The organism is Pannonibacter sp. SL95 (assembly GCF_026672425.1).
GTDB lineage: Bacteria > Pseudomonadota > Alphaproteobacteria > Rhizobiales > Stappiaceae > Pannonibacter.
The window spans coordinates 1,392,019-1,413,789 of sequence record NZ_JAPPRC010000003.1; the positions used below are offsets into that span (position 1 = coordinate 1,392,019).

Sequence of the window (21,771 nt, forward strand, 5' to 3'; positions counted from 1 at the left end):
GCCGGTTCCGGTCATCGAAACCAGACTACTCTCCGCGCTGTCCCGGCCTTGAGCCGGGACCTTTTCTGTTGGTCAAGACGTCACGCCTGCAGCGTTGGGCTTCCCGCAACCCACCAGCCGGGATGCTTGCGTGACAGGTCGCTGACCAGCCCTTGAACCTCAGCCGCCGCGCAGAGGGCAAAGCAGGTCGCACCTGATCCGGACATTCGCGCGAGGGAAACGCGTGGATCAGCCTTCAGAATCGTCAGGACCTCGCCGATGGCCGGACATATGGAGATGGCCGGTGCTTCAAGGTCATTGCGCGCGTTGTTGAGATACTCCAGCAGCGCGGCGGCGTCGGCAAAGCCGTCCGGAAGGTCCGGCAGGGCGGTATTGTCGCGTCTTGTCAGGGCCTTGAATACGTCCGGCGTTGCCACCTTCTGGCGCGGGTTGACCAGAACCAGACCGAGCTGGGGCAGTTTCGGCAAGGGCGACAGTTCCTCGCCGATGCCGCGCATGCGGCTGGCACTCTGACTGAGGCACACCGGCACATCGGCGCCGAGGCTGGCCGCGATCTCCGCCAGCATTGCATCGGGAACGGGCGTGCCGCTGTGCTGGGCCATCAAGCGCAGGGCTGCCGCCGCATCGGCCGAGCCGCCGCCGATGCCGGAGGCAACCGGCAGGCGCTTGGTGAGACGCAGGTGATAGGCCGGCTCCGCCATCTCCAGCCGCCGGGCCAAGGCCCGAACGGCGCGCAGGACGAGGTTGCTGGCGGGATCTTCGCCTTTCAGCTCGCCGGCAAACGGGCCCTCGATGGCCAGATCCAGCTGATCTGCGGGTTCGAGCAGCAGCACGTCGCCGATGGCCGGAAACACCACCAGACTGTCGAGCAGATGATAGCCATCTGCCCTCTGTCCGGTGACATGCAATGCGAGATTGACCTTGGCGCGCGCCAGCTGCACCCGGGGCGGCGGCGGTCCGCGCCGCGCCTCCGGGCTTTCATCCCTGTCGCTCATCGCAACCTCAGCCGCCGTTGCCACTGGTGTTGGCGGCCGTGGGCGTTGCCGGCTCGTCCTTCAGGCCATTGGCGATCTTGTCGAGGATCTTCGGCAGATCTTCAGGCTCCGGCTTCAGGTCACGGGCATGGTTCCACTGGAACCGGGCTTCGAGGGTGCGGCCGATCTTCCAGTAGGCATCGCCGAGGTGATCGTTGATGGTCGGATCGCCGGGGCGCAGTTCGACGGCCCGTTCCAGTTCCTTGACGGCGTCCTCGTAGCGGCCAAGCCGGTAATAGGCCCAGCCCAGGCTGTCGACGATGTAGCCATCGCTCGGGCGCAGGGCGACGGCCTTCTTGATCATGCCAAGCGCCTCGTCCAGCTTCAGGTTCTGGTCAACCAGCGAATAGCCGAGATAGTTCAGGACCATGGGCTGGTCGGGATAGAGCGCCAGCGCCTGGCGCAGGTCCGCTTCCGAGCCTTCCCACTGCTTCAGCCGCTCGCGGCAGATGCCGCGGTAGTAGAAGAGGATCCAGTGCTGGCCTTCGGCCTTAGACAGCTGTTCGATGCCGCCCGTATAGACCTTCTCGGCCTCAGCGAACATCTTGTGCGCCCTGAGCACGTTGCCCAGCGACGTGACCGCCTCCAGATCGCTCGGGTCCTGCTTGATCAGGGCCTCCAGATGCGCCCGGGCCTCGTCCACCTTCTCCATAGCGTTGAAGTTGAGACCGACCTGGATCTCTGCATCGCGCTTCAGCGGCGAGGTATCGGGCACCTGTTCCAGCGCCTCGATGGCGCGCTCGGGGTTCTCCATGCGCTCGTAAAGCCCGCCGAGGGCGATGGCGGCAAAGTCGGCGTCCGGATCGAGATAAAGCGACAGATGCAGGTAGGCCGCAGCCAGTTCCTCTGCGCCATCGCGGCCGATGGCAGAGCCGAGGCCGTTGAGCAGCTCGGCAACGCCCAGCAGCGGGCTCTTGACCAGCGGCGGGATCTTCTTGCCGGACTCGATCAGCTCGCGGCTGCGCTTGAGCAGCGGATGGCCGGGGACGATCTCGTCATACTCAGCGAGGACCGCCAGCGCTTCCTTCTTCTTGCCATTGGTCGCCAGAAGGCGGGCGTAGGAATCGGCAACGCGCAGTGCACCGCGGTCAGCGTTATAGGCGGCCTCGATGCGCTCCAGCGCCAGCTTGGGCCGGCCAGCGTTCTGCGCTATCAGCGCCGCATGGTTGGCCTTGAACACGTCGAACCATTCGGGGCCCTTGAGACCGTCGATCCGCGACAGGGCCTTGTCGACTTCCCCGGCACCGGCTTCCATCCACGCCTTGGCCAGCGTCTGCGTCAGTTCTGCCAGCGGTCCGCCGCCCGGGTCCGTCTTCAGCGCCGAGGCAGCAGAGCGGAACTTTCCGTCCTGGGCGAGGCTGACGGCGGTCACCAGATGGCCGAGGTGATTGCTGATCTTCATCGCGTCCATGTCGAGGGCCAGTTCGGTGGCGATGTCGATTTCGCCATTGGCCATCTTCAGCATGAAGGTGCGTTCCAGCAGGAACGGGTTTTCCGGATCGGTCGCGAGTGTTTCCTCAAAGAACGCGGCCGCCGAGGCAAAATCATTGACGCGGGTCGCCAGCCGTCCGGAAAGGTAGCTGCCGGCCTGGGTGATGTTGAGGTCGTCCGGTGTGCCCGGGCGCTGCGGTTCCGGTGCCTGGGTGTTCTGCGTTGCCTCAGCCTGTGTAATGAGGGCCGGTGTCAGAAGCAACGGGGTGACAAGCGCAGGCACCATGAGGGCAGGAAGCGCGGCCATCAGCGTGCTGGCCAGCAACGGCCGGAGCCGGGAGCGGTAGATCGACCGGAGTTTCCTCGGGGTGGCGGTCACGTTCGTCATCAAACCTCGCAGGTAACCTCGCAGGACGGCGGGTCGGACAGAGGGCCGGAGCCCATCCGATTCAGCATCATCCAGTGAACTCAGATGACAGTGGCGGGTTTGTGGCGCGGCGGCAAGCAACTGTGCGGTGCCGGGCGCAAACCACTGGTCAATTCGCTGTGCACCATAGACCAATTACCAAGCCGGCTGCGTCGCGCTTTCCACGGTTGCACTGCAAAAATAACTTGTGTCATGCCCCCTTCGCGTAGCAGGAATACGCCAGCTTCGGGCACCCGGGTTCGCCGGCCGAAGCCGGATAAGACCAGCAGAAAATGCTGTGAGGACGGAGGCAGGAATGTCCAAGTGGGTCTATGGGTTTGGCAACGGTGCAGCCGAAGGCGACGCCGGCATGAAGAACCTGCTCGGCGGCAAGGGTGCGAACCTCGCCGAGATGAGCAATCTGGGCCTGCCGGTTCCTCCGGGCTTTACCATTCCGACCGAGGTCTGCACCTGGTATTACGACCATGACAAGACCTATCCGGCTGATCTGGCTGCCCAGGTCGAGGCCGCACTTGCCGAGGTTGGCCGGCTCACCGGCCGTGCCTTTGGCGACAAGGTCAATCCGCTGCTGGTCTCCGTCCGTTCCGGCGCCCGCGTGTCCATGCCGGGCATGATGGACACGGTTCTCAACCTTGGCCTCAATGACGAGACGGTCAAGGCTATGGCGGTCAGCTCCGGTGACGAGCGCTTTGCCTATGACAGCTACCGCCGCTTCATCCAGATGTATGGCGACGTGGTGCTTGGCGTCGATCACCATTCCTTCGAGGAGATCCTTCAGGAGGTGAAGGACGAGGCCGGGCATGTGCTCGACACCGAACTTTCCGCTGCCGAGCTTGCCGGTATCATCGAGCGCTTCAAGGATCTCGTCGCTGAGGAACTGGGCCGTCCGTTCCCGCAGGACCCGATGGAGCAGCTGTGGGGCGCCATCAGCGCCGTCTTCAGCTCCTGGATGACCGCCCGCGCGCAGACCTACCGCCGCCTGCACGACATTCCCGCCAGCTGGGGCACCGCCGTCAACGTCCAGGCCATGGTGTTTGGCAACATGGGCGAGACCTCGGCCACCGGCGTTGCCTTCACCCGCAACCCGTCGACCGGCGAGAAGGCGCTTTATGGCGAGTTCCTCGTCAATGCCCAGGGCGAAGACGTGGTTGCCGGCATCCGCACGCCGCAGGACATCACCGAGAAGGCCCGCATCGAGGCTGCCTCCGATCGTCCGTCGATGGAACGGCTGATGCCGGAGGCCTATGCCGAGTTCATCCGCATCTGTGATCGCCTCGAGGCGCATTACCGCGACATGCAGGATCTTGAATTCACCATCGAGCGCGGCAAGCTGTGGATGCTGCAGACCCGCTCGGGCAAGCGCACCGCCAAGGCCGCGCTCAAGATCGCGGTCGACATGGCTGCCGAAGGCCTGATCACCGAGAAGGAAGCCGTGCTGCGCGTCGAGCCGTCGGCGCTGGACCAGCTGCTGCATCCGACCATCGATCCGAAGGCGGAACGCAAGATCTTCGTCACCGGTCTGCCCGCATCCCCGGGTGCGGCCTGCGGCGCCATCGTCTTCACCTCGGAAGAAGCCGAGCAGGCCAAGGCGGCCGGGCGCAAGGTGATCCTGGTGCGCGTGGAAACCTCGCCGGAAGACATTCATGGCATGCATGCGGCCGAGGGCATTCTCACCAGCCGCGGTGGCATGACGTCACACGCTGCCGTGGTGGCGCGCGGCATGGGCAAGCCCTGCGTCTCCGGCGCCGGCTCGCTGCGCATCGACTATCGCAACGGCACGGTGAGCGCGGGCGGCAAGGTTCTGGAAAAGGGCCAGATCGTCACCATCGACGGGTCCACCGGCCAGGTGCTCATCGGCGAAGTCCCGATGCTGCAGCCCTCCCTGTCGGGTGACTTTGCCACGCTGATGGTCTGGGCCGACGCTGGCCGCCGCATGAAGGTGCGTGCCAACGCCGAAACCCCCGCCGACGCCCGCGTTGCCCGTGATTTCGGTGCCGAAGGCATTGGCCTCTGCCGCACCGAGCATATGTTCTTCGACGGCGAGCGCATTCTGGCTGTTCGCGAGATGATCCTGTCCTCGACCGAGGAGGGACGCCGCGCCGCGCTCGCCAAGCTTCTGCCGATGCAGCGCAACGATTTCCTGCAGATCTTTGAAATCATGAAGGGTCTGCCGGTCACCATCCGCCTGCTCGACCCGCCGCTGCACGAGTTCCTGCCGCATTCCGATGCCGAGATCGCGGAAGTGGCCGCGGCCATGGGCGTTTCTGCTGACAAGCTGCGCGAGCGGGCAATGGAACTGGCCGAGTTCAACCCGATGCTGGGCCATCGCGGCTGCCGTCTGCTGGTGTCCTATCCGGAAATTGCCGAAATGCAGGCCCGCGCCATCTTCGAGGCCGCCGTAGAAGCCGGCAAGCGCACCGGTGCCCCGGTGGTGCCGGAAGTCATGGTGCCGCTGGTTGGCCTCAAGGCCGAGCTGGACCTGGTGCGTGGCCGCATCGATGCCATGGCCAAGGCGGTGGCAAGCGAAACTGGCACCGCCATCGACTATCAGGTCGGCACCATGGTGGAGCTGCCGCGTGCGGCCTTGCGCGCTGGCGAGATCGCAGAGGCGGCGGAGTTCTTCTCCTTCGGCACCAACGACCTCACCCAGACGACCTTCGGCATCTCGCGCGATGACGCCTCGTCGTTCCTCGGCACCTACCAGCAGAAGGGCCTGATCGAACAGGATCCGTTCGTCTCGCTGGACCGTGAGGGCGTCGGCGAGCTGATCAGCATCGCCGCGGAGCGTGGCCGCAAGACCCGCCCGGACATCAAGCTCGGCATCTGCGGTGAACATGGCGGTGACCCGTCGTCGATCCACTTCTGCGAAAGCGTCGATCTCGACTATGTTTCCTGCTCGCCGTTCCGCGTGCCGATTGCCCGTCTGGCGGCGGCGCAGGCGGCGCTGAAGCGGAGCTGACGTCATGGCCGATGGGGCAGGGGAGGCACTCGCCCTTCTGCGACAGGGCGGCAAGCTCGCGCTGTCCCGTGCCCTGTCGCGGCTGGAAGCAGAAGAAGGCAGCGCCCGTCTGGCGGCGCTGCTCGATCTTGCGATCTCAGAAGGCTCCGGCCGGGCGCTGGGTCTCACGGGCCCTCCCGGGGTCGGCAAGTCGACGCTCACCAATGCACTGATCCGCGGCTTTCGCACGGCCGGCGATACTGTCGGTGTTCTGGCGGTGGACCCATCCTCGCGGCTGACCGGCGGGGCGCTGCTGGGTGACCGAACGCGGCTAGCCACCGATCCGGAAGACCAGGGCATCTTCGTACGCTCCATGGCGGCGCGGGATCGTCTTGGGGGTCTGTCCGACCACGCCATCGCCGCCATTGCCCTGTTCCGGGCCGCGCGGGATCAGGTCATCGTCGAATCGGTTGGCATTGGCCAGTCAGAGGCGGACGTTGCCTTTGCCGTCGATACGCTCGTCCTGTGCATCCAGCCCGGCTCCGGCGACAGCCTTCAGTTCATGAAGGCTGGCGTCATGGAGCTGCCCGACATCATCGTCGTCACCAAAGCCGACATGGGCGCGGCCGCCGCGCGGGCGAAGTCGGACGTCGAGGGCGCGCTCAGCCTGTCACGCCTTGCCAGCCAGGACTGGACGGTGCCGGTGCTGACCGTTTCTGCGGCGGAGGACAAGGGGACTGCGGAGCTGATGCAGGCCATTGCCCGCCACCAGGCCTATCTGAAGTCCAGCGGCAAGGGCGCGAGCCGCTACCTTGGCCAGCAACGCGACTGGGTTGCCGACTTCGTCCATACCCGTTATGGCCGCGCCGGAGCGAGCCTTGTCGATGTGGCCGCGCAGCTGGAGCGTGCCGGAGGCCCCTTCGCGGCGATGGCGGCCATCCGCGCTGATTTGGACAGGCGGCTCGGACTGGACTAGTCTTAGTGCAGGTTCCAAGCAGCCCTGACCTGGACAAGCTTTGCTGATGAAAGCCCCGATGACCATTGGTGACGTTTCCCGCGAGACCGGGTTGCCGTCCAAGACCTTGCGTTACTACGAGGACATCGGGCTCGTCCGCCCGCATCGGCTGGACAATGGCTACCGGACCTATGACCCGGCCGATCTCGAGCGTCTGCGCTTCCTCAAGCGCGCCCGGTCGCTGGGATTTACGATCGAGGAATGCCGCAGCCTGATAGACTTGCAGGACAATCCGAACCGGTCGAATGCGGAAGTGCGCCGGCTGGCGTTGGCGCATATCGAGGCGCTGGATCACAAGATCGGTGAGCTGGCAGCCTTGCGGCAGGCGCTGGAGGAGACGGTGTCCCTGTGCACCGGCGACGGCGGGCCAGATTGCGCCATTCTGGAGGACCTTGCCAGCGATCAGAGCCGCCTCGACCTGCCGGGTTGCCTTAGCCAGCGCGCAGCTGTTCCGTCACGATCTTGAACTGGTCGCCGAAGCCGCTGCCGGCGATTACCGGTGCGATCTCCTGTGCCGGCCCCGGGCGGCTGATGTAGTAGCCCTGGAGCCGCTCGCAGCCGATGGAGGTCAGGAATTCCATCTGCTCCTGCGTTTCGATGCCTTCTGCCACAACCGTCATGTCGAGCGCTTCGCCGAGGTCGATGATCGTGCGCAGGATCGCCTGCGCCTGCGGCGAATCGCCTGCCGGCAGGATGAAGTCGCGGTCGATCTTGAGGATGTCGAACGGGAACCGGCGCAGGTAGCTCAGCGAGGAGTAGCCCGAACCGAAATCGTCGAGTGCGATCTTGATGCCGAGTTCGCGCAGCCGCTTCATCACGTTGAGCACGGCCATGTCCTTGCCGGCAAAAACCGATTCCGTCACCTCGATTTCCAGCCGCGACGGCGGCAGGTCATAGGAGGCAAGCGTCTCGATCAACTGGTCGATGAAGCGCGGGTGGCGGAACTGGGTCGGCGAGATGTTCACCGAGATCATCACGTCCGGCCACAGATGCGCATCGCGGCAGGCGCGGCGCAGCACCCAGAGACCAAGGTCGTTGATGAGGCCGGTCTCCTCGGCAATCGGCACGAAGTTCGCCGGGCTGATTGGACCGCGTTCGGGATGGGTCCACCGGACCAGCGTCTCGATGGCCGTGATCTTGCCGGTCTTCGACGACATCTGCGGCTGATAGGCGACAGCCAGCGCGTCATTGTCGATGGCGCGGCGCAGCTCGCGGGCGATGTTGTCGCGGGTCTGGACGTATTCTTCCATCGACGGATCAAAGAACGACCAGCGGCCGCGCCCGTTCGCCTTGGCATCATAAAGCGCGATGTCGGCCTTGCGCAGCAGTTCGCCTGCGCCGCTGCCATCCATCGGCGCCACGGCAGCGCCCATCGACAGGCTAACAAAGAGCTCGGTGCCCGCGACCTTGACGGGGCGGATCAGCTCGTCCTGTACCCGGCTCAGCTGATATTCGATCAGGGCCCGCGACGAGCACTGGTTCAGAACCATGGCGAATTCATCGCCGGAAATCCGGGCGACAGTGCCGGTGGGGGGCACAATCGCGCGCAGACGCGCCGTCACGGCGCGCAGCACCTCGTCTCCGGCGGCGTGGCCCAGCGTATCGTTGATGTCCTTGAAGTGATCGAGGTCGATATAGACGACAGCGGTGAGGCCGCGGTCTTCATCAATGCTCGCCAGCGACTGTTTCAGCAGGTCGTTGAAGAAGTCACGGTTCGGCAGACCGGTCAGGCTGTCATGCTGCGAGGCATAGACTGCCTTTGCTTCGCTTGTTGCCAGCTTGCGCGTGGACTGACGGGCGTAGTTCAACAGGACCGCCGTCAGCACCGCGACGGCCAGCGCAAGGATCACCATGACCGGCAGGATGCGGTTGAGCATGTCCGTGCCCGGCCGCTTTGGCTCCCAGTTGAGACGGATCACGGACGCATTGTTCGGATCCTTCAGCACCACATCGGCCATGCCCGGGCGGACGTTGGCGGGCTGGGTCGCGGTGATGCTGGACAGTCCGGACATCTCGGCCAGGCGGCCAAGCGACAAGCTGTTCATAGGGACGAAGCTGATCACCACCGACGGCGGCTCTCGGTCGGAGCCGATCGTGTGCAGGTCCGGCGCGATGGCGGTGACCGTGAAGTAATACGGTGCCGACTCGATGCGGACGAGCCCCGTTTCGAACAGCGAATGGTGATAGTTGCGATAGACCGGTTGGAACTTGTAGGTGCCGGACGGGGTCAGCACGAAGCTGTTGATGTAGCGGGCGCGCACCCGGGCAATTGGCCCCTTCAGGGCGTTGAGCAGCGCCTCGCTCACCCAACTCGCCTCGCCGGAGCGGTCGAAGGCGACGAGCACGTTGCGATCGCTGTCAAGGATCAGGCTGCGGCTGTGGCCATATCCTTCGGCAAGCCAGGCGGAGACATGGTGGCGCAACCAGTCGCGGTTTTCGAGGCCCCGTTCGGCGCGGAAGAATGCGTCATCCCAGACAGCCGCACCTTCCTGCTGCTTGGCGATCTGGTCCAGTTGCAGCTGGATCGATTCATTCAGCAGCATGCGCTCGCTGGATACGGCGGCCTCATCTGTCAGACGCGAAGACCAGACAAGCATGGCAAAGACGAAAAGAACTGCAAGGACGACAATGCCGATCACCGGCATGATGATCGTGTTCGCAATCCTGCCGTTTTTGATGCTGTTTCCGGCTTCCATGCCCGCCCACCCTGTTTTGCTGAACGGACGGTAGCGCAGACGCCTTAAGGAAAGGCCGACGAATGTAGTTAAAAAAAGCTGATCACTGGCGATTGAAGACTGAAAATCCAGTGATCGTCAAAGCAGTTGCAGGCCCCGGAAGCTCACTTCTGTGCCTCGTGCGACGATGATGTGATCATGGACTTCGATGCCCAGCGGCTTGGCGATGTCGATGATCTGGCGCGTCATCTGGATGTCCGCGCGCGACGGGGTAGGGTCGCCAGAGGGGTGATTGTGGACCAGGATGATCGCCGTGGCCGACAGTTCCAGCGCCCGGCGGATCACCTCGCGTGGATAGACCGGCGTATGATCGACCGTGCCGCGCTGCTGTACCTCATCGGCGATCAGGCCGTTCTTCTTGTCGAGGAACAGGATGCGAAATTCCTCGCGCTCCTCGTGTGAGCTGGCCGCGCGCAGGTATTCCACCACCTTCGACCAGGACGACAGTGCATCTCGGGTGTTCACCTCGGCCCTGGCATAGCGCTTGGCGGCGGCCTGCAGCAGTTTCAGGTCATCCGCCACCCGCTCGCCAACGCCCTTGACCTCGAGCAGCCGCGCCCGCGGGGCTGCGAGGACGCCCGCGAAGGAGCCGAACCTGGCCAGCAGCGCCTTGGCGATCGGCTTGGTGTCGGCGCGCTTGATCGAGGCATACAGGATGAGTTCCAGCAGCTCGTAGTCGGCAAAACCGTCCGCGCCATGGTCCCGGAAGCGGCCGCGCATGCGGTCACGATGACCAAGATAATGCGCCGGGGCCGGGGCATCGGAAAATCCGGTGTCATCCTCGGCCATGGCGTCTCCTTGCTGGCTGTTTGCCTCTGTCCGCGCCTACCGGTCGAAGCCGGGCCGGTGCAGGCCGCGCGGCGAAAGGGTAAAGATTTCGCAGCCTTCCGGCGTGATGCCGATGGAATGCTCGAACTGCGCCGACAGCGAGCGGTCGCGGGTGACAGCGGTCCAGCCGTCGCTCAGCACCTTCACCTGCGGCCGGCCAAGGTTCACCATCGGCTCGATGGTGAAGATCATGCCGGGCTTCAGCTCGACGCCTTCGCCGGGCCGGCCATAGTGCAGGATGTTCGGCGTGTCGTGGAACAGACGCCCGAGACCATGGCCGCAGAAATCGCGCACCACCGAGCAGCGCTCGCGCTCCACGAAGGTCTGGATCGCCGCACCGATGTCGCCGGTGGTGTTGCCGGGCTTGGCTGCGGCGATGCCCAGCATCAGGCTTTCGTAGGTGACCTCGATCAGCCGCTCGGCCGCGCGCTTCAGTTCGCCCACCGGATACATCCGGCTCGAATCGCCATGCCAGCCGTCGACGATATAGGTGACGTCGATGTTGACGATGTCACCGTCGCGCAGCGGCTTGTCATTGGGAATGCCGTGGCAGACGACGTGGTTGATCGAGGTGCAGGAAAACTTGGTGTAGCCGCGGTAGTACAGCGTCGCCGGCAGGGCGTTGTGCTCCCGGCCGAAGGCCTGCACGAAATCATCGATTTCCTGCGTGGTCACGCCCGGCTTGACGATATCGGCCAGGGCATCAAGGCAGGCCGCCGTCACGGCGCCAGCCTTGCGCATGCCGGCAAAATCGTCCGGTCCGTAGAGACGGACCTGTCCGGTGTTCTTCAGGGGGGCGGTTGCCGCGTCGATATAGGTGACCATGTCCGAAAGGGGTGTCCGTATCTGTTCTGTCCTGAGCCGGATCGAGGCGGACCGCCGGGAGAGGGGGCGGCGCCGGCCTGAAGCGCCGCCCTTTACGAGGCGGCTGTCCGGTAGGCTGTCATCGTTCATCGCGTGTGCCGTTGTCCTTCCCGTTAATATGCGCGGCGGCGTCGCGCAAGGAAAGACCTTCCCGCAACGAGCGGGATTTTTGTTTGGGCAGTGTCCGGCGCCCTTTGGCCTTGCGAAGCTCCGCCGTCAGCGCTAGGTGATGCCGTCTTGCCGCGGACGTGGTGAAACCGGTAGCCACAGCAGACTTAAAATCTGCCGTCTTCTGACATGCGGGTTCGAGTCCCGCCGTCCGCACCAACGCCGCCCGTCGCCTCCGCCTTACAGGTTCGTCGGCAGCAGGATTTCAACGCGGATCTTTTCCTGCGATTCCAGTGTGCTGCGCTGGTCGGCCATGGCTTTCAGCTTGCGGATGGCGCTGCGGGCAAGGTGCCCCGGATCTTGGGTGATCACGGCATCCACGCTGCCGCCGCGCAGCGCGTCTTCCGTGCAGGGCGTGCGCTCATGGGAAATGGTGACAATGTGTCCCAGCGCGCGTCCGCCGTCGCCAGCGCCCATGCCTTGATACAGCCCGATGGGGCGAGCCAGGTTCTGGCTCTGCCGGATCTCGTCCAGCACCGTCAGCGGGATGCGGGCCTCCGAGGACAGGATGTAGGCCGCCACCACGGACTGGCGGCGCAGGGCTTCGGCGATAATCCGCCGGGCGCGGTCTGCATTGCCATAGGTTTCCAGCGAGGGCAGGGCGGTGAGGTGTGGAAACTGCGCGTTGATCACCCGGTCAAAGCCCAGCCGCCGCTCCAGACTGTCGCGTGACTGCATGGTCTCCGAGACGATCAGGATGCTGCCGCTCGTGGCGCGCACGAAGCGGCCGAGGAGCGTGGCGGCCGTCGCGCCGGCGGCGTGGTTGTCGATGCCGACCCAGTCGCCGTCAATCGGCTGGTTGGAAATGAAGGGCAGGGCCTTCACGCCCCTTTCGCGCAGGCGCAGGATGGCATCGCGCACCTGCGGCGTTTCCGGCGCCATGATCGCAACGCCGTCGCACACCGAGGTGTCCAGTGTGCCGAGATAGGCGGCGATGGCATGCGGGTCGTTTTCATCGAGTTGCTTGACCGCCGTCGTCGCCATGTCGTCGACGAGGATCATGTCCGCCTCGCGGATGTGGCGGATGATCTCGGTCAGGAACAGGTCGCCCGAGCGTGGCAGCACGAAGATGAAGCGATAGGCGCGGTTCTTGGCAAGGTTCGCGGCCGACAGGTTGCGGACGAAGCCGAGGTCCTGGATCGCCTTGTTGACCTTGTCGATGGTCTTCTGCTTTACGCCTTCGCGCGCATTCAAAACCCGATCGACTGTTGCCCGGCTGACGCCGGCAGCTTTCGCAAGGTCCTTCGTTGTCGGACGGTTGAGGGTGAACCCGTCATCGAGTGCGTCGAATTCGTGATCCTGATCAGACTGTTGGCTTCTCTCGAGCGTCATTTTCCGTGCGCCGCGTCCGTTTCCCGTCGCCATCAATAGCATGATTTGAGACACGAGCATCATTTTTTGCTTGTTTTGAGACACGTGTCTCAAATAGTGTTGCTGCAACGGACGGGCGATGCCGAGGAGGGCGAGGCCGGTCTGTTTTGGGAGGAACGATCCAATGAAATCCAGACTGCTGATGGCAGGCGCAAGCGCCCTGCTGATGTGCGGGCTTGCCGGCAACGCCAAGGCCGAGAACCTCACCCTGTGCTGGGCGTCCTGGGACCCGGCCAATGCACTTGTCGAGCTGAGCAAGGACTTCGAGAAAAGCTCCGGCCACAAGATGAGCTTCGAATTCGTGCCCTGGCCGAACTTCGCCGACCGCATGCTCAATGAGCTGAATTCCGGCGGCAAGCTGTGCGACCTGATGATCGGCGACAGCCAGTGGATCGGCGGCGCGGCAGAAAACGGCCACTACGTGAAGCTCAACGACTTCTTCGATGCCAATGGCATCAAGATGAGCGACTTCATCGACGCCACCGTCACGGGCTATTCCGAATGGCCGAAGGGCACGCCGAACTATTGGGCGCTGCCGGCCTTTGGTGACGTGGTCGGCTGGACCTACCGCAAGGACTGGTTCGCCCGTCCGGAGCTGCGCGCCGAGTATAAGGCCAAGTATGGCCGTGAGCTGGAAGCGCCGCAGACCTTTGCCGAGCTGAAGGACATCGCCACGTTCTTCCAGGGCCGCGAGATCGACGGCACCAAGGTCTATGGTGCCTCAATCTACACCGAGCGCGGCTCGGAGGGCATCACCATGGGCGTCATGGACGTGCTCTACAGCTTCGGCTTCCTGTACCAGAACCCGGACAAGCCCTACGACATGGAGGGTTTTGTCAATTCCAAGGGCTCCGTCGCAGGGCTGGAATACTACAAGTCACTTTATGACTGCTGCACCCCTCCGGGCTCATCCAACGGCTACATGAGCGAGGGCATCGACGCCTTCAAGTCGGGCCAGGTGGCGATGCAGATGAACTTCGCCTTCACCTGGCCGGGCTTCGAAAGCGATGCCAACGTCGGCAAGGGCAAGACCGGCTATTTCGTCAACCCGAAGGGGCCGGATGGCAAGCAGTTCGCCCAGCTCGGCGGCCAGGGCATTTCGGTTGTCTCCTATTCGGAGAAGAAGGATGCCGCGCTTGAATACATCAAGTGGTTTGCCCAGCCGGATGTCCAGGCGAAGTGGTGGACGATGGGCGGCTTCTCCTGCCTGAAGGCGGTGACGCTGGCCCCTGACTTCCCCAAGAGCCAGCCCTACGCCCAGGCCTTCCTCGACTCGATGGCCGTGGTGAAGGACTTCTGGGCTGATCCCAGCTACGCCACCTTGCTGCAGGATGCCCAGAAGCGGTTCCATGACTATGTCGTGGCCGGCAATGGCACGGCGCAGGAAGCGCTCGACGGTCTCGTCCGCGACTGGACCCAGACCTTTGAGGATGATGGCAAGCTCTGAGCTGACGTTGCCCGGGCGCGGCATTGCCGCCGCGCCTGTGGCCCCGCGAAGCTCCTGAGCGGATGCTGCCTTGCTTGCGTGTTGCAGGCCTTGAGCTGGCCAGCACCTGGCCTTGAAACTGGAAGCACCATGACCGACCAATCGACAGACCGGGCGCCAACGGCCTCCCGGCCGCTGCGGGGGCATGTCGTCAGGGGGCTGAGTGACCGGGCGGTGGCCTGGATCTTCATCGGCCCGACGATCCTGCTGCTGCTGGCGATCAACATCTTCCCGCTGATCTGGACCATCCGGCTGAGCTTGACCAACTACCGTGCCAATCGCACCGCGGAGGCTGTCGAGTGGGTGGGGCTGCGCAACTACCAGCGCATCCTGACCGATCCCGACATCTGGCACACCATGCAGGCGACGGCGCATTTCTTGATCTGGACCATCGTCCTGCAGGTGCTGATCGGCTTCACGCTGGCCTATCTGATCAACAAGAAGTTCCGGGGCAACGACCTGTGGACCACGCTCATCGTCCTGCCGATGATGCTGAGCCCGGCGGTGGTCGGCAATTTCTGGACCTTCCTGTACCAGCCGCAGATCGGCCTGTTCAATTACGTCGTCGGCTATCTCTCCGGCGTTGACCCCTCGTCCTTCTCGATGATCGGCGATGTCGCTCTGGCTCCCTGGGCGATCGTGATTGTCGACACCTGGATGTGGACGCCGTTCGTCATGCTCATCTGCCTCGCTGGCCTGCGCTCCATTCCGGAGTCCATCTATGAGGCGGCGGAATGTGACCGGGCCAGCAAGTGGCGGCAGTTCTGGACCATCACCATCCCGATGGCGCTGCCTTTCCTCATGCTGGCGGTTCTGTTCCGCGGCATCGAGAACTTCAAGATGTTCGACCTTGTCGTGCAGCTGACCGGCGGCGGGCCCGGGTCGATCACCGAGTTGACCTCGATCAACCTCAAGCGCGAAGCCTTCGAGAAGTGGCGCACCGGCTATGCCAGCGCCTATGCCGTGATCCTCTTCGTCACCGTCTTTGGCCTTGCCTCGATCTATGTGAAGGCGCTCAACAAGGTGAAGCAGCGATGAGCAGCTATTCCGTCACCCATCCCTCGCTGCGGCAGAAGTGGTTCGCCGGTGTGATCGTCGTCGCCTATGCGCTCATCACGCTGATGCCGCTGATCTGGATCGTGGCCACCGGCTTCAAGTCGCCGTCCGATGCCATTGCCTATCCGCCCAAGGTCGTGTTCGAACCGACGCTGGAAGGCTACGTCAACCTGTTCACCACGCGCACCCGCCTTTCGCCGGAGGCCCTGGCGGCGGCAGGTCCCGCTCAGACCTGGTACGACGAGATCGTCCGCCAGTATGACATGGTCATTTCCGGTCCCAGCCGCTATGGCGAGCGCTTCTTCAACTCCGTCATCATCGGCTTCGGCTCCACCTTCCTGTCGATCTTCCTCGGTACGCTGGCGGCCTATGGCTTCTCAAGGTTCCGGGTGCCGCTGAAGGATGACCTCCTGTTCTTCATCCTGTCGACGCGAATGATGCCGCCGGTTGCGGTTGCCATTCCGATCTTCCTGATGTTCCGCGAGGTTGGCCTGTCCGACACGCATCTGGGCATGATCCTGCTCTACACGGCGGTCAACCTGTCCCTGTCGGTCTGGCTGCTCAAGGGCTTCATCGACGAGATCCCGGTCGAGTATGAGGAAGCTGCGCTCATCGACGGCTACACGCGGTTCCAGGCTTTCTACAAAGTGGTGCTGCCACAGGCCGCAACGGGGATCGCCTCGACCGCGATCTTCTGCCTGATCTTTGCCTGGAACGAATACGCCTTCGCGGTGCTGCTCACTTCCGGCACGGCGCAGACCGCACCGCCCTTCATCCCGACGATCATCGGCGTCGGCAAGGACTGGCCGGCGGTTGCCGCTGGCGCCACCCTGTTCCTCGTCCCGGTCATGGTCTTCACCGTCCTGTTGCGCAAGCACCTCTTGCGCGGGATCACCTTCGGAGCTGTCCGCAAATGAGAGCGCTCGTTCAGGACCTTGCCCGGCTGCGCCGGGGGCCATGGGAAATGCTGGCAACCGTGCTCATCGCACTTGGCGTCGTCATGCTCATGCAGCCGGTTTCGCTGTGGCTTTACACCCACTCCTTCGTGGTCACGCTTGTCGGCACGGTGATGTTCATCATCGTCAGCCATTTCCCGGAGTAGGCCGATGGCCCAGATCCGAATTGAAAACCTGCGCAAGGAGTTCGGCGCCTTTACCGCCGTCCGCTCCTCCAGCTTCACCATCGAGGACGGCGAGTTCTTCATGCTGCTGGGGCCGTCCGGCTGCGGCAAGACCACGACCCTGCGCATGATGGCCGGTCTCGAACTGCCGACCAGCGGCCACATCTACATAGACGGCGAGGAGGTCAGCCAGAAGCGGGCGAGCCAGCGCGACATTGCCTTCGTGTTCCAGATGTTCGCGCTCTACCCGCACATGAACGTGCGCAAGAACATCAGCTATCCGCTGGTCAGCCAGGGCATGTCCCGGGCCGATGTCCGGCGCAAGGTTGCGGAAGTGGCGAAGATCCTGCGCATCGAGGACATTCTCGAACGGCCCGTGGGCGGCCTGTCCGGTGGTGACCGCCAGCGCGTCGCGCTGGGCCGGGCCATCGTGCGCGAGCCCAAGGCCTTCTTCATGGACGAACCGCTCGGCGCGCTGGATGCGGAGTTCCGCGAGCACATGGCCGAGGAGCTGCGCGCGCTGCACGACCGGATGGGGGCGACAACCGTCTATGTCACCCATGATCAGCTCGAAGCGATGCAGATGGGGGACAAGATCGTCGTCATGAACCACGGTGTCGTCGAGCAGTTCGGCGTGCCGCAGCAAATCTACGACTGGCCGGCAACGAAATACGTGGCCGAGTTCATCGGCACTCCGCCGATGAACTTCCTCGACTTCGAAGGGACAGTTCCGAACGGCGCGACACAGGTCGCGCTGGGCGAGGCCGTCTTCGCTGTCCCGGAACAGCTGACGGGTGCGCAAGGGGCTCTCACTCTCGGCGTGCGTCCGGAACACGTGACCCTGTCGGATGCCGCGCCTTACCGGGCTGAGGTTCTGGCCCAGGAATATCTTGGCACGACCCAGATCATCACGCTGCGCACCAGGCATGGCCTGCTCAAGGCACGGATCGCGTCGGACCTGCCGGTCCGGCTGGGGGAAGTGACCGGTGTCCTGCTGGATGCCCGCAAGCTCACCGTTTTCGACGCGACAACCGGCCGGGCGCTGGTGTCGAAAGGCAATCAGGAGGCGCTGCGTCATGGCTGAAGTCAGTCTTCATGGCATTTCCAGACGTTTCGGCACCACGCTGGCCCTTGATGATGTCAGCATGACCGTGCCCGACGGCTCCTTTGTCGTGCTGCTCGGCCCCACCGGCGCCGGCAAGACGACGATCCTGCGCATGGTCGCCGGGCTCGATGCCCCGGATGCGGGCGAGGTTCTGATCGGTGGCAAGTCCATGGCAGGCCTCACCCCGGCGCAGCGCAACGTTGCCATGGTGTTCCAGCAATACTCGCTCTATCCGCATCTCAACGTGCGCGAAAACCTCGCCTTTCCGCTGAAATCGCCGATGCTGCGCACGCCGCAGGCGGAGATTGACCGCAAGGTGAAGGAAGTGGCGGAAATCCTGCGCATCTCGCACAAGCTCGACAACAAGGCGACTGCCTTGTCGGGTGGCGAGATGCAGCGGGTGTCCATCGGCCGGGCCTTGGTGCGCAATCCGGCGGTCTATCTGATGGACGAGCCGCTTTCCTCGCTGGATGCCAAGCTTCGCGCCGATCTGCGTGTGGAGCTGAAGAACATCCAGGCCAACTCCGGTGCGACGCTGCTCTATGTCACCCATGACCAGATCGAGGCGATGACCATGGCCACCCATGTCGGTGTGCTCGATCAGGGCCGCCTGGTGCAGTTCGGCTCACCGCGGCAGATCTATGAGGATCCGGTCAGCGTCTATGCGGCCAGCCGCCTTGGCCAGCCGCGCATCAACGTGCTGCCGGCCGATCTCTTCGCCGGCGCGCCGCACGGTGCCGCGTCGATTGGCCTGCGTCCCGAACATATCGCGCAAGGGGAAGGGGAGGAGAGCTTTGTCAGCCGCGTCGAGCATCTCGGCGACCAGACCCGGCTGCATCTCACTCTGCGCAACCATGCCATTGTCACCGTCACTGATGCCCATACGACGCTGAAGCGTGGTGATGCGGTGCGAATCCGTCCACGCAATCCGCTGTATTTCGACGCCACCGGCGCAAGACTGATCTGAGGGAGGAAGCCCGATGACCCATTTCATGAACAGGAAGGAAGACCTCGTCACCGAAGCGATCGACGGGGCGCTCATTGCAGCCGGGGGCACGCTGGCGCGTCTGGATGGCTATCCGCACATCCGCGTTGTGGTGCGCAGTGACTGGACCAAGACACGAGTGGCGCTGGTCTCCGGTGGTGGTTCGGGGCATGAGCCGGCGCATGTCGGCTTTGTTGGCAAGGGCATGCTGACGGCAGCGGTCTGCGGCGATGTCTTTGCCTCGCCGTCGGTCGATGCCGTCCTCGCTGCCATTCTTGCCGTGACCGGTCCGGCCGGCTGCCTGCTCATCGTCAAGAACTACACCGGCGATCGTCTCAACTTCGGCCTTGCCGCCGAACGTGCCCGTGCCTTTGGCCACAAGGTCGAGATGGTGGTGGTCGACGATGATGTCGCCCTGCCGGATCTGCCGCAGGCGCGCGGTGTCGCTGGAACACTCTTCGTGCACAAGATCGCCGGCGCCCTCGCCGAAGCCGGGCGCGATCTGGACAGCATTGCGGCAACGGCCCGCCGGGTCATTGCCACCAGCCACAGCATCGGCATGTCGCTGGACACCTGCACTGTGCCCGGCTCGCCGAAGGAACATCGCATCCCGGCCGGCAAGGTCGAGCTTGGCCTTGGCATTCATGGCGAGGCCGGTTTCGAGCAGATCGACTATGTCGATGCACGCCAGGCCATGGTCGCGGTCGTCGACAAGCTGCGCGGCTGCATGTCGGACAAGCCGCATGTTGCCCTCCTGAACAATCTGGGCGCGGCCTCGGTGCTCGAGATGTCGGTTCTGGCGCATGAGCTGATCCGCTCCTCCATCGGCGAGCGCATCACCTGGCTGATCGGTCCGGCCGCGATGATGACCTCGCTCGACATGCACGGGTTCTCCGTCTCGGTGCTGGAACTGGACGAGGGCGATGCGGCCCTGCTGGCAGCACCGACGCCTGTGGCTGGCTGGCCCGGCTGCACCGAACTGCGGCCAAGCCGCATCCTGCCGCTGCCGGATGGCCTGTCGCCGATCAAGGCCATGCCTTCGCCCCATGCGCCTACCCGTGCGTTCCTGCTGTCCTGCTGCGAGGTGCTGATCGGTGCCGAGGCGGCGCTCAACGCCCTCGACGCCAAGTCCGGCGATGGCGACACGGGCTCGACCCTTGCCAACGCCTCCCGCGCCCTGATTTCGGCGCTGGATGCCCTGCCGCTGGCCGATCCGACCCAGCTCTACCGCGCCATCGGTCAGGAACTCAGCCAGACCATGGGTGGATCGTCCGGGGTGCTGCTGGCGATCTTCTTCGCCGCTGCCGGCGACGCATCATCCTCCGGTCTGCCCATGCGCGAGGCGCTGAAAGCGGGGCTGGAACGGATGCAGCAGATTGGCGGCGCCATGCCCGGTGACCGGACCATGATCGACGCCCTGCAGCCTGCCCTGGAGGCACTGGACGAGAGCCTTGCCGCGGCGGCTGCGGCGGCGCGCAAGGGGGCGAACCACACCGCCACCCTGACCCGCGCCAAGGCCGGCCGCTCGTCCTACCTCAATGCCGACCAGCTCGTCGGCCACAACGACCCGGGGGCCGAAGCGGTGGCGATTCTGTTCGAACATCTGGCGCGGCTCTGAAGCGAGCCCCCAGAGGCTAGCCACACACAGGGTCTGCCCTGCAATCGTGGGCTCGACAGGCGCGGTCAGTCGGGGCAATGTCGCCGCGCAGGGACAGTTTGCCTGATGGCGACCCGCGCCCGCCGGGAAGGATTGCGCCGACGTGATTGCATTGCGCCCCATACTCTATGTTCTGGGCATTTTATACGTGGGCCTCGCCACCGTGATGCTTGTGCCGGCGATGGTGGATGTGGCCACCAAGAACGCGGACTGGCAAGCCTTTGTCTTTTCAGCCTTTCTCACCGGCCTGGTCGGCATGTTGCTGGCCATTGCCGTCGACGGATCGCTGAAGAAGGGCCTGTCGATGCGCCAGACCTTCCTGCTGACGGTGCTGGCCTGGATCACCATTCCGGGCTTTGGCGCGCTGCCATTCTTCTGGCTCGGCCTCGGGCCGGCCGATGCGGTGTTCGAATCAGTCTCGGGCTTCACCACCACGGGGGGCACCGTGCTGACGGGCCTTGATTCCCTGCCACCCGGCATCCTGGTCTGGCGTTCGATGATGCAGTGGACCGGCGGTATCGGCATCGCCGTCATGGGCATCTTCCTGCTGCCGTTCCTGCGTGTCGGCGGCATGCAGCTGTTCCAGAGCGAGAGCGGGGAAGGGGGCGACAAGATCGTCAGCCGTTCCGTCGAGCTGATCCGGCTCATGTGGGTGGTCTACGGCGGCCTCACCCTTGCCTGTGCGGCCGGCTATCTGGCCACGGGCATGGATGCCTTCGATGCGGTCAACCACGCCATGGCAACTCTCTCCACGGGCGGCTTTTCCACCCATGACGAGAGTTTCGGCGCCTTTACGGCCAAGGGGCCGGCCTGGGTCGCGATCCTGTTCATGCTAGCCGGCGCGCTGCCCTTCGTGCTTGTCATCCAGGCGGTGCGCGGGGCTCCGTTCCAGCTCTGGCAGGATCCGCAGGTGCGGGCGCTGTTCGCCATCATCGGCTTCATCACCTTCTGCCTGACCGTCTATCTTGGCGCGACACAGGATCTCGGCTTCTTCGACGCCCTTCGCCTTGCGGCCTTCACTGTGGTCTCGCTGATCACGACCACCGGCTTCTACATGGTCGACTACACGGTGTGGGGCACGGTCGTGGTCGGCATGGTGCTGATGCTGGCCTTTGTCGGCGGTTGCACCGGCTCCACCTCCGGCGGGGTGAAGATCTTCCGCTATCTCGTGCTTTTGGCTGCGGTGCGCTCGCATCTGCGGCGGATGGTGCGGCCCAACCGCGTCACCTCCGAGACCTTTGGCAAGGCGCGACTGACACCCGATCTCTCTTCCGCTGTTCTGGTCTACCTGGTGCTCTACATCGGCTCGGTTGCGATGGTGAGCATTGGCCTTGCAGCCTTCGACATCGACTTCATCACCTGTCTTTCGGCAGCGGCGAGCGCCATCGGCAACATCGGCACGGCGCTCGGGCCGCTTGTCGGGCCGGATGGCACCTTCGGCGCCCTGCCGGATGGGGCCAAGTGGCTGCTGGCTGCGGCAATGCTGCTCGGACGGCTGGAGCTGATCGTGGTTCTGGTCATGATCGACCCGGATTTCTGGTCCAACTGAGG

General features: G+C 64.3%; 17 protein-coding genes and 1 tRNA gene. 12 read left to right on the forward strand and 6 right to left on the reverse strand.

Annotated features, from left to right (window positions below):
* Positions 1–80: 80 nt before the first annotated feature.
* Both OVA12_RS07125 and OVA12_RS07130 read right to left on the reverse strand, forming a co-directional pair.
* Entirely contained in the window at positions 81–995 is a 915-nt protein-coding gene (locus tag OVA12_RS07125; protein ID WP_268135779.1) for a 4-(cytidine 5'-diphospho)-2-C-methyl-D-erythritol kinase, read from the reverse strand.
* A 7-nt stretch (positions 996–1,002) separates the two neighbouring features.
* Positions 1,003–2,853 carry a tetratricopeptide repeat protein gene (locus OVA12_RS07130; RefSeq protein WP_268135781.1) on the reverse strand — a complete coding sequence of 617 codons (1,851 nt, stop codon included), beginning with the start codon at positions 2,851–2,853 and terminating at the stop codon, positions 1,003–1,005.
* 334 nt (positions 2,854–3,187) lie between these two features.
* Between OVA12_RS07130 and ppdK the strand changes: the two genes are divergently transcribed.
* Genes ppdK through OVA12_RS07145 form a run of 3 tightly spaced genes read left to right on the forward strand, consistent with a single transcriptional unit; the run spans position 3,188 to position 7,311 of the window.
* Positions 3,188–5,851, forward strand: a complete 2,664-nt coding sequence (ppdK, locus tag OVA12_RS07135; RefSeq protein WP_268135783.1) for a pyruvate, phosphate dikinase — start codon at positions 3,188–3,190, stop codon at positions 5,849–5,851.
* A 4-nt stretch (positions 5,852–5,855) separates the two neighbouring features.
* The gene (meaB, locus tag OVA12_RS07140; protein ID WP_268135785.1) at positions 5,856–6,806 is read left to right on the forward strand and encodes a methylmalonyl Co-A mutase-associated GTPase MeaB; all 951 of its coding nucleotides are present in this window, start codon (positions 5,856–5,858) and stop codon (positions 6,804–6,806) included.
* Between the two features lie 58 nt (positions 6,807–6,864).
* A complete protein-coding gene (locus tag OVA12_RS07145) occupies positions 6,865–7,311 on the forward strand; it encodes a MerR family transcriptional regulator (protein WP_268135787.1) in 447 nt (148 codons plus the stop codon).
* Here the strand turns inward: OVA12_RS07145 and OVA12_RS07150 are convergent.
* The 3 genes from OVA12_RS07150 to map all read right to left on the reverse strand — a co-directional run bounded on the left by OVA12_RS07150 (position 7,277) and on the right by map (position 11,233).
* Positions 7,277–9,541: a putative bifunctional diguanylate cyclase/phosphodiesterase gene (locus OVA12_RS07150; protein ID WP_268135789.1), complete on the reverse strand. Its 2,265-nt coding sequence runs from the start codon at positions 9,539–9,541 to the stop codon at positions 7,277–7,279. The genes OVA12_RS07145 and OVA12_RS07150 overlap by 35 nt on opposite strands.
* A gap of 117 nt (positions 9,542–9,658) precedes the next feature.
* Positions 9,659–10,369 carry a RadC family protein gene (gene radC / locus OVA12_RS07155; protein WP_268135791.1) on the reverse strand — a complete coding sequence of 237 codons (711 nt, stop codon included), beginning with the start codon at positions 10,367–10,369 and terminating at the stop codon, positions 9,659–9,661.
* A gap of 36 nt (positions 10,370–10,405) precedes the next feature.
* Entirely contained in the window at positions 10,406–11,233 is an 828-nt protein-coding gene (gene map / locus OVA12_RS07160; protein ID WP_268135793.1) for a type I methionyl aminopeptidase, read from the reverse strand.
* A gap of 281 nt (positions 11,234–11,514) precedes the next feature.
* Between map and OVA12_RS07165 the strand changes: the two genes are divergently transcribed.
* A tRNA-Leu gene (locus OVA12_RS07165) sits at positions 11,515–11,599 on the forward strand.
* A 21-nt stretch (positions 11,600–11,620) separates the two neighbouring features.
* On the opposite strand, the gene OVA12_RS07170 is transcribed toward OVA12_RS07165, so the two are convergent.
* Positions 11,621–12,772, reverse strand: coding sequence for a LacI family DNA-binding transcriptional regulator (locus OVA12_RS07170; RefSeq protein WP_268135795.1), 1,152 nt, complete (start codon positions 12,770–12,772; stop codon positions 11,621–11,623).
* A gap of 163 nt (positions 12,773–12,935) precedes the next feature.
* On the opposite strand from OVA12_RS07170, the gene OVA12_RS07175 reads away from it, so the two are divergent.
* From OVA12_RS07175 to OVA12_RS07210, 8 genes are all read left to right on the forward strand, one after another.
* Complete coding sequence (locus tag OVA12_RS07175; RefSeq protein WP_268135797.1) at positions 12,936–14,258, forward strand: ABC transporter substrate-binding protein; 1,323 nt, start codon at positions 12,936–12,938, stop codon at positions 14,256–14,258.
* Between the two features lie 129 nt (positions 14,259–14,387).
* Positions 14,388–15,335 (forward strand): carbohydrate ABC transporter permease, encoded by a 948-nt coding sequence (locus tag OVA12_RS07180; protein WP_268135799.1) that lies wholly within the window; start codon positions 14,388–14,390, stop codon positions 15,333–15,335.
* Positions 15,332–16,270, forward strand: a complete 939-nt coding sequence (locus OVA12_RS07185; RefSeq protein WP_268135801.1) for a carbohydrate ABC transporter permease — start codon at positions 15,332–15,334, stop codon at positions 16,268–16,270. The genes OVA12_RS07180 and OVA12_RS07185 overlap by 4 nt, the downstream gene beginning before the upstream one ends.
* On the forward strand, positions 16,267–16,455 hold the full coding sequence (locus OVA12_RS07190) for a hypothetical protein (protein WP_268135803.1): 189 nt from the start codon (positions 16,267–16,269) through the stop codon (positions 16,453–16,455). The genes OVA12_RS07185 and OVA12_RS07190 overlap by 4 nt, the downstream gene beginning before the upstream one ends.
* Before the next feature lie 4 nt (positions 16,456–16,459).
* Positions 16,460–17,557: an ABC transporter ATP-binding protein gene (locus OVA12_RS07195; protein ID WP_268135805.1), complete on the forward strand. Its 1,098-nt coding sequence runs from the start codon at positions 16,460–16,462 to the stop codon at positions 17,555–17,557.
* Positions 17,550–18,545, forward strand: a complete 996-nt coding sequence (locus tag OVA12_RS07200) for an ABC transporter ATP-binding protein (RefSeq protein WP_268135807.1) — start codon at positions 17,550–17,552, stop codon at positions 18,543–18,545. Before OVA12_RS07195 ends, OVA12_RS07200 begins: the two co-directional genes overlap by 8 nt.
* A gap of 13 nt (positions 18,546–18,558) precedes the next feature.
* Positions 18,559–20,181: a dihydroxyacetone kinase subunit DhaK gene (locus OVA12_RS07205; protein WP_268135809.1), complete on the forward strand. Its 1,623-nt coding sequence runs from the start codon at positions 18,559–18,561 to the stop codon at positions 20,179–20,181.
* Positions 20,182–20,323: 142 nt separating this feature from the next.
* Positions 20,324–21,769, forward strand: a complete 1,446-nt coding sequence (locus OVA12_RS07210) for a TrkH family potassium uptake protein (RefSeq protein ID WP_268135811.1) — start codon at positions 20,324–20,326, stop codon at positions 21,767–21,769.
* Positions 21,770–21,771: the final 2 nt, after the last annotated feature.

What these genes read in the sequence shown, in the direction of transcription:
- OVA12_RS07195 (WP_268135805.1), top strand. Translation starts at nt 16,460, where the DNA reads ATGGCCCAGATCCGAATTGAAAACCTGCGCAAGGAGTTCGGCGCCTTT.
- OVA12_RS07175 (WP_268135797.1), top strand. Translation starts at nt 12,936, where the DNA reads ATGAAATCCAGACTGCTGATGGCAGGCGCAAGCGCCCTGCTGATGTGC.
- OVA12_RS07200 (WP_268135807.1), top strand. Translation starts at nt 17,550, where the DNA reads ATGGCTGAAGTCAGTCTTCATGGCATTTCCAGACGTTTCGGCACCACG.
- map (WP_268135793.1), bottom strand. Translation starts at nt 11,233, where the DNA reads ATGGTCACCTATATCGACGCGGCAACCGCCCCCCTGAAGAACACCGGA.
- OVA12_RS07180 (WP_268135799.1), top strand. Translation starts at nt 14,388, where the DNA reads ATGACCGACCAATCGACAGACCGGGCGCCAACGGCCTCCCGGCCGCTG.
- OVA12_RS07145 (WP_268135787.1), top strand. Translation starts at nt 6,865, where the DNA reads ATGACCATTGGTGACGTTTCCCGCGAGACCGGGTTGCCGTCCAAGACC.
- OVA12_RS07185 (WP_268135801.1), top strand. Translation starts at nt 15,332, where the DNA reads ATGAGCAGCTATTCCGTCACCCATCCCTCGCTGCGGCAGAAGTGGTTC.
- OVA12_RS07205 (WP_268135809.1), top strand. Translation starts at nt 18,559, where the DNA reads ATGACCCATTTCATGAACAGGAAGGAAGACCTCGTCACCGAAGCGATC.
- OVA12_RS07170 (WP_268135795.1), bottom strand. Translation starts at nt 12,772, where the DNA reads ATGACGCTCGAGAGAAGCCAACAGTCTGATCAGGATCACGAATTCGAC.
- OVA12_RS07190 (WP_268135803.1), top strand. Translation starts at nt 16,267, where the DNA reads ATGAGAGCGCTCGTTCAGGACCTTGCCCGGCTGCGCCGGGGGCCATGG.
- OVA12_RS07125 (WP_268135779.1), bottom strand. Translation starts at nt 995, where the DNA reads ATGAGCGACAGGGATGAAAGCCCGGAGGCGCGGCGCGGACCGCCGCCG.
- ppdK (WP_268135783.1), top strand. Translation starts at nt 3,188, where the DNA reads ATGTCCAAGTGGGTCTATGGGTTTGGCAACGGTGCAGCCGAAGGCGAC.
- OVA12_RS07130 (WP_268135781.1), bottom strand. Translation starts at nt 2,853, where the DNA reads ATGACGAACGTGACCGCCACCCCGAGGAAACTCCGGTCGATCTACCGC.
- radC (WP_268135791.1), bottom strand. Translation starts at nt 10,369, where the DNA reads ATGGCCGAGGATGACACCGGATTTTCCGATGCCCCGGCCCCGGCGCAT.
- meaB (WP_268135785.1), top strand. Translation starts at nt 5,856, where the DNA reads ATGGCCGATGGGGCAGGGGAGGCACTCGCCCTTCTGCGACAGGGCGGC.
- OVA12_RS07150 (WP_268135789.1), bottom strand. Translation starts at nt 9,541, where the DNA reads ATGGAAGCCGGAAACAGCATCAAAAACGGCAGGATTGCGAACACGATC.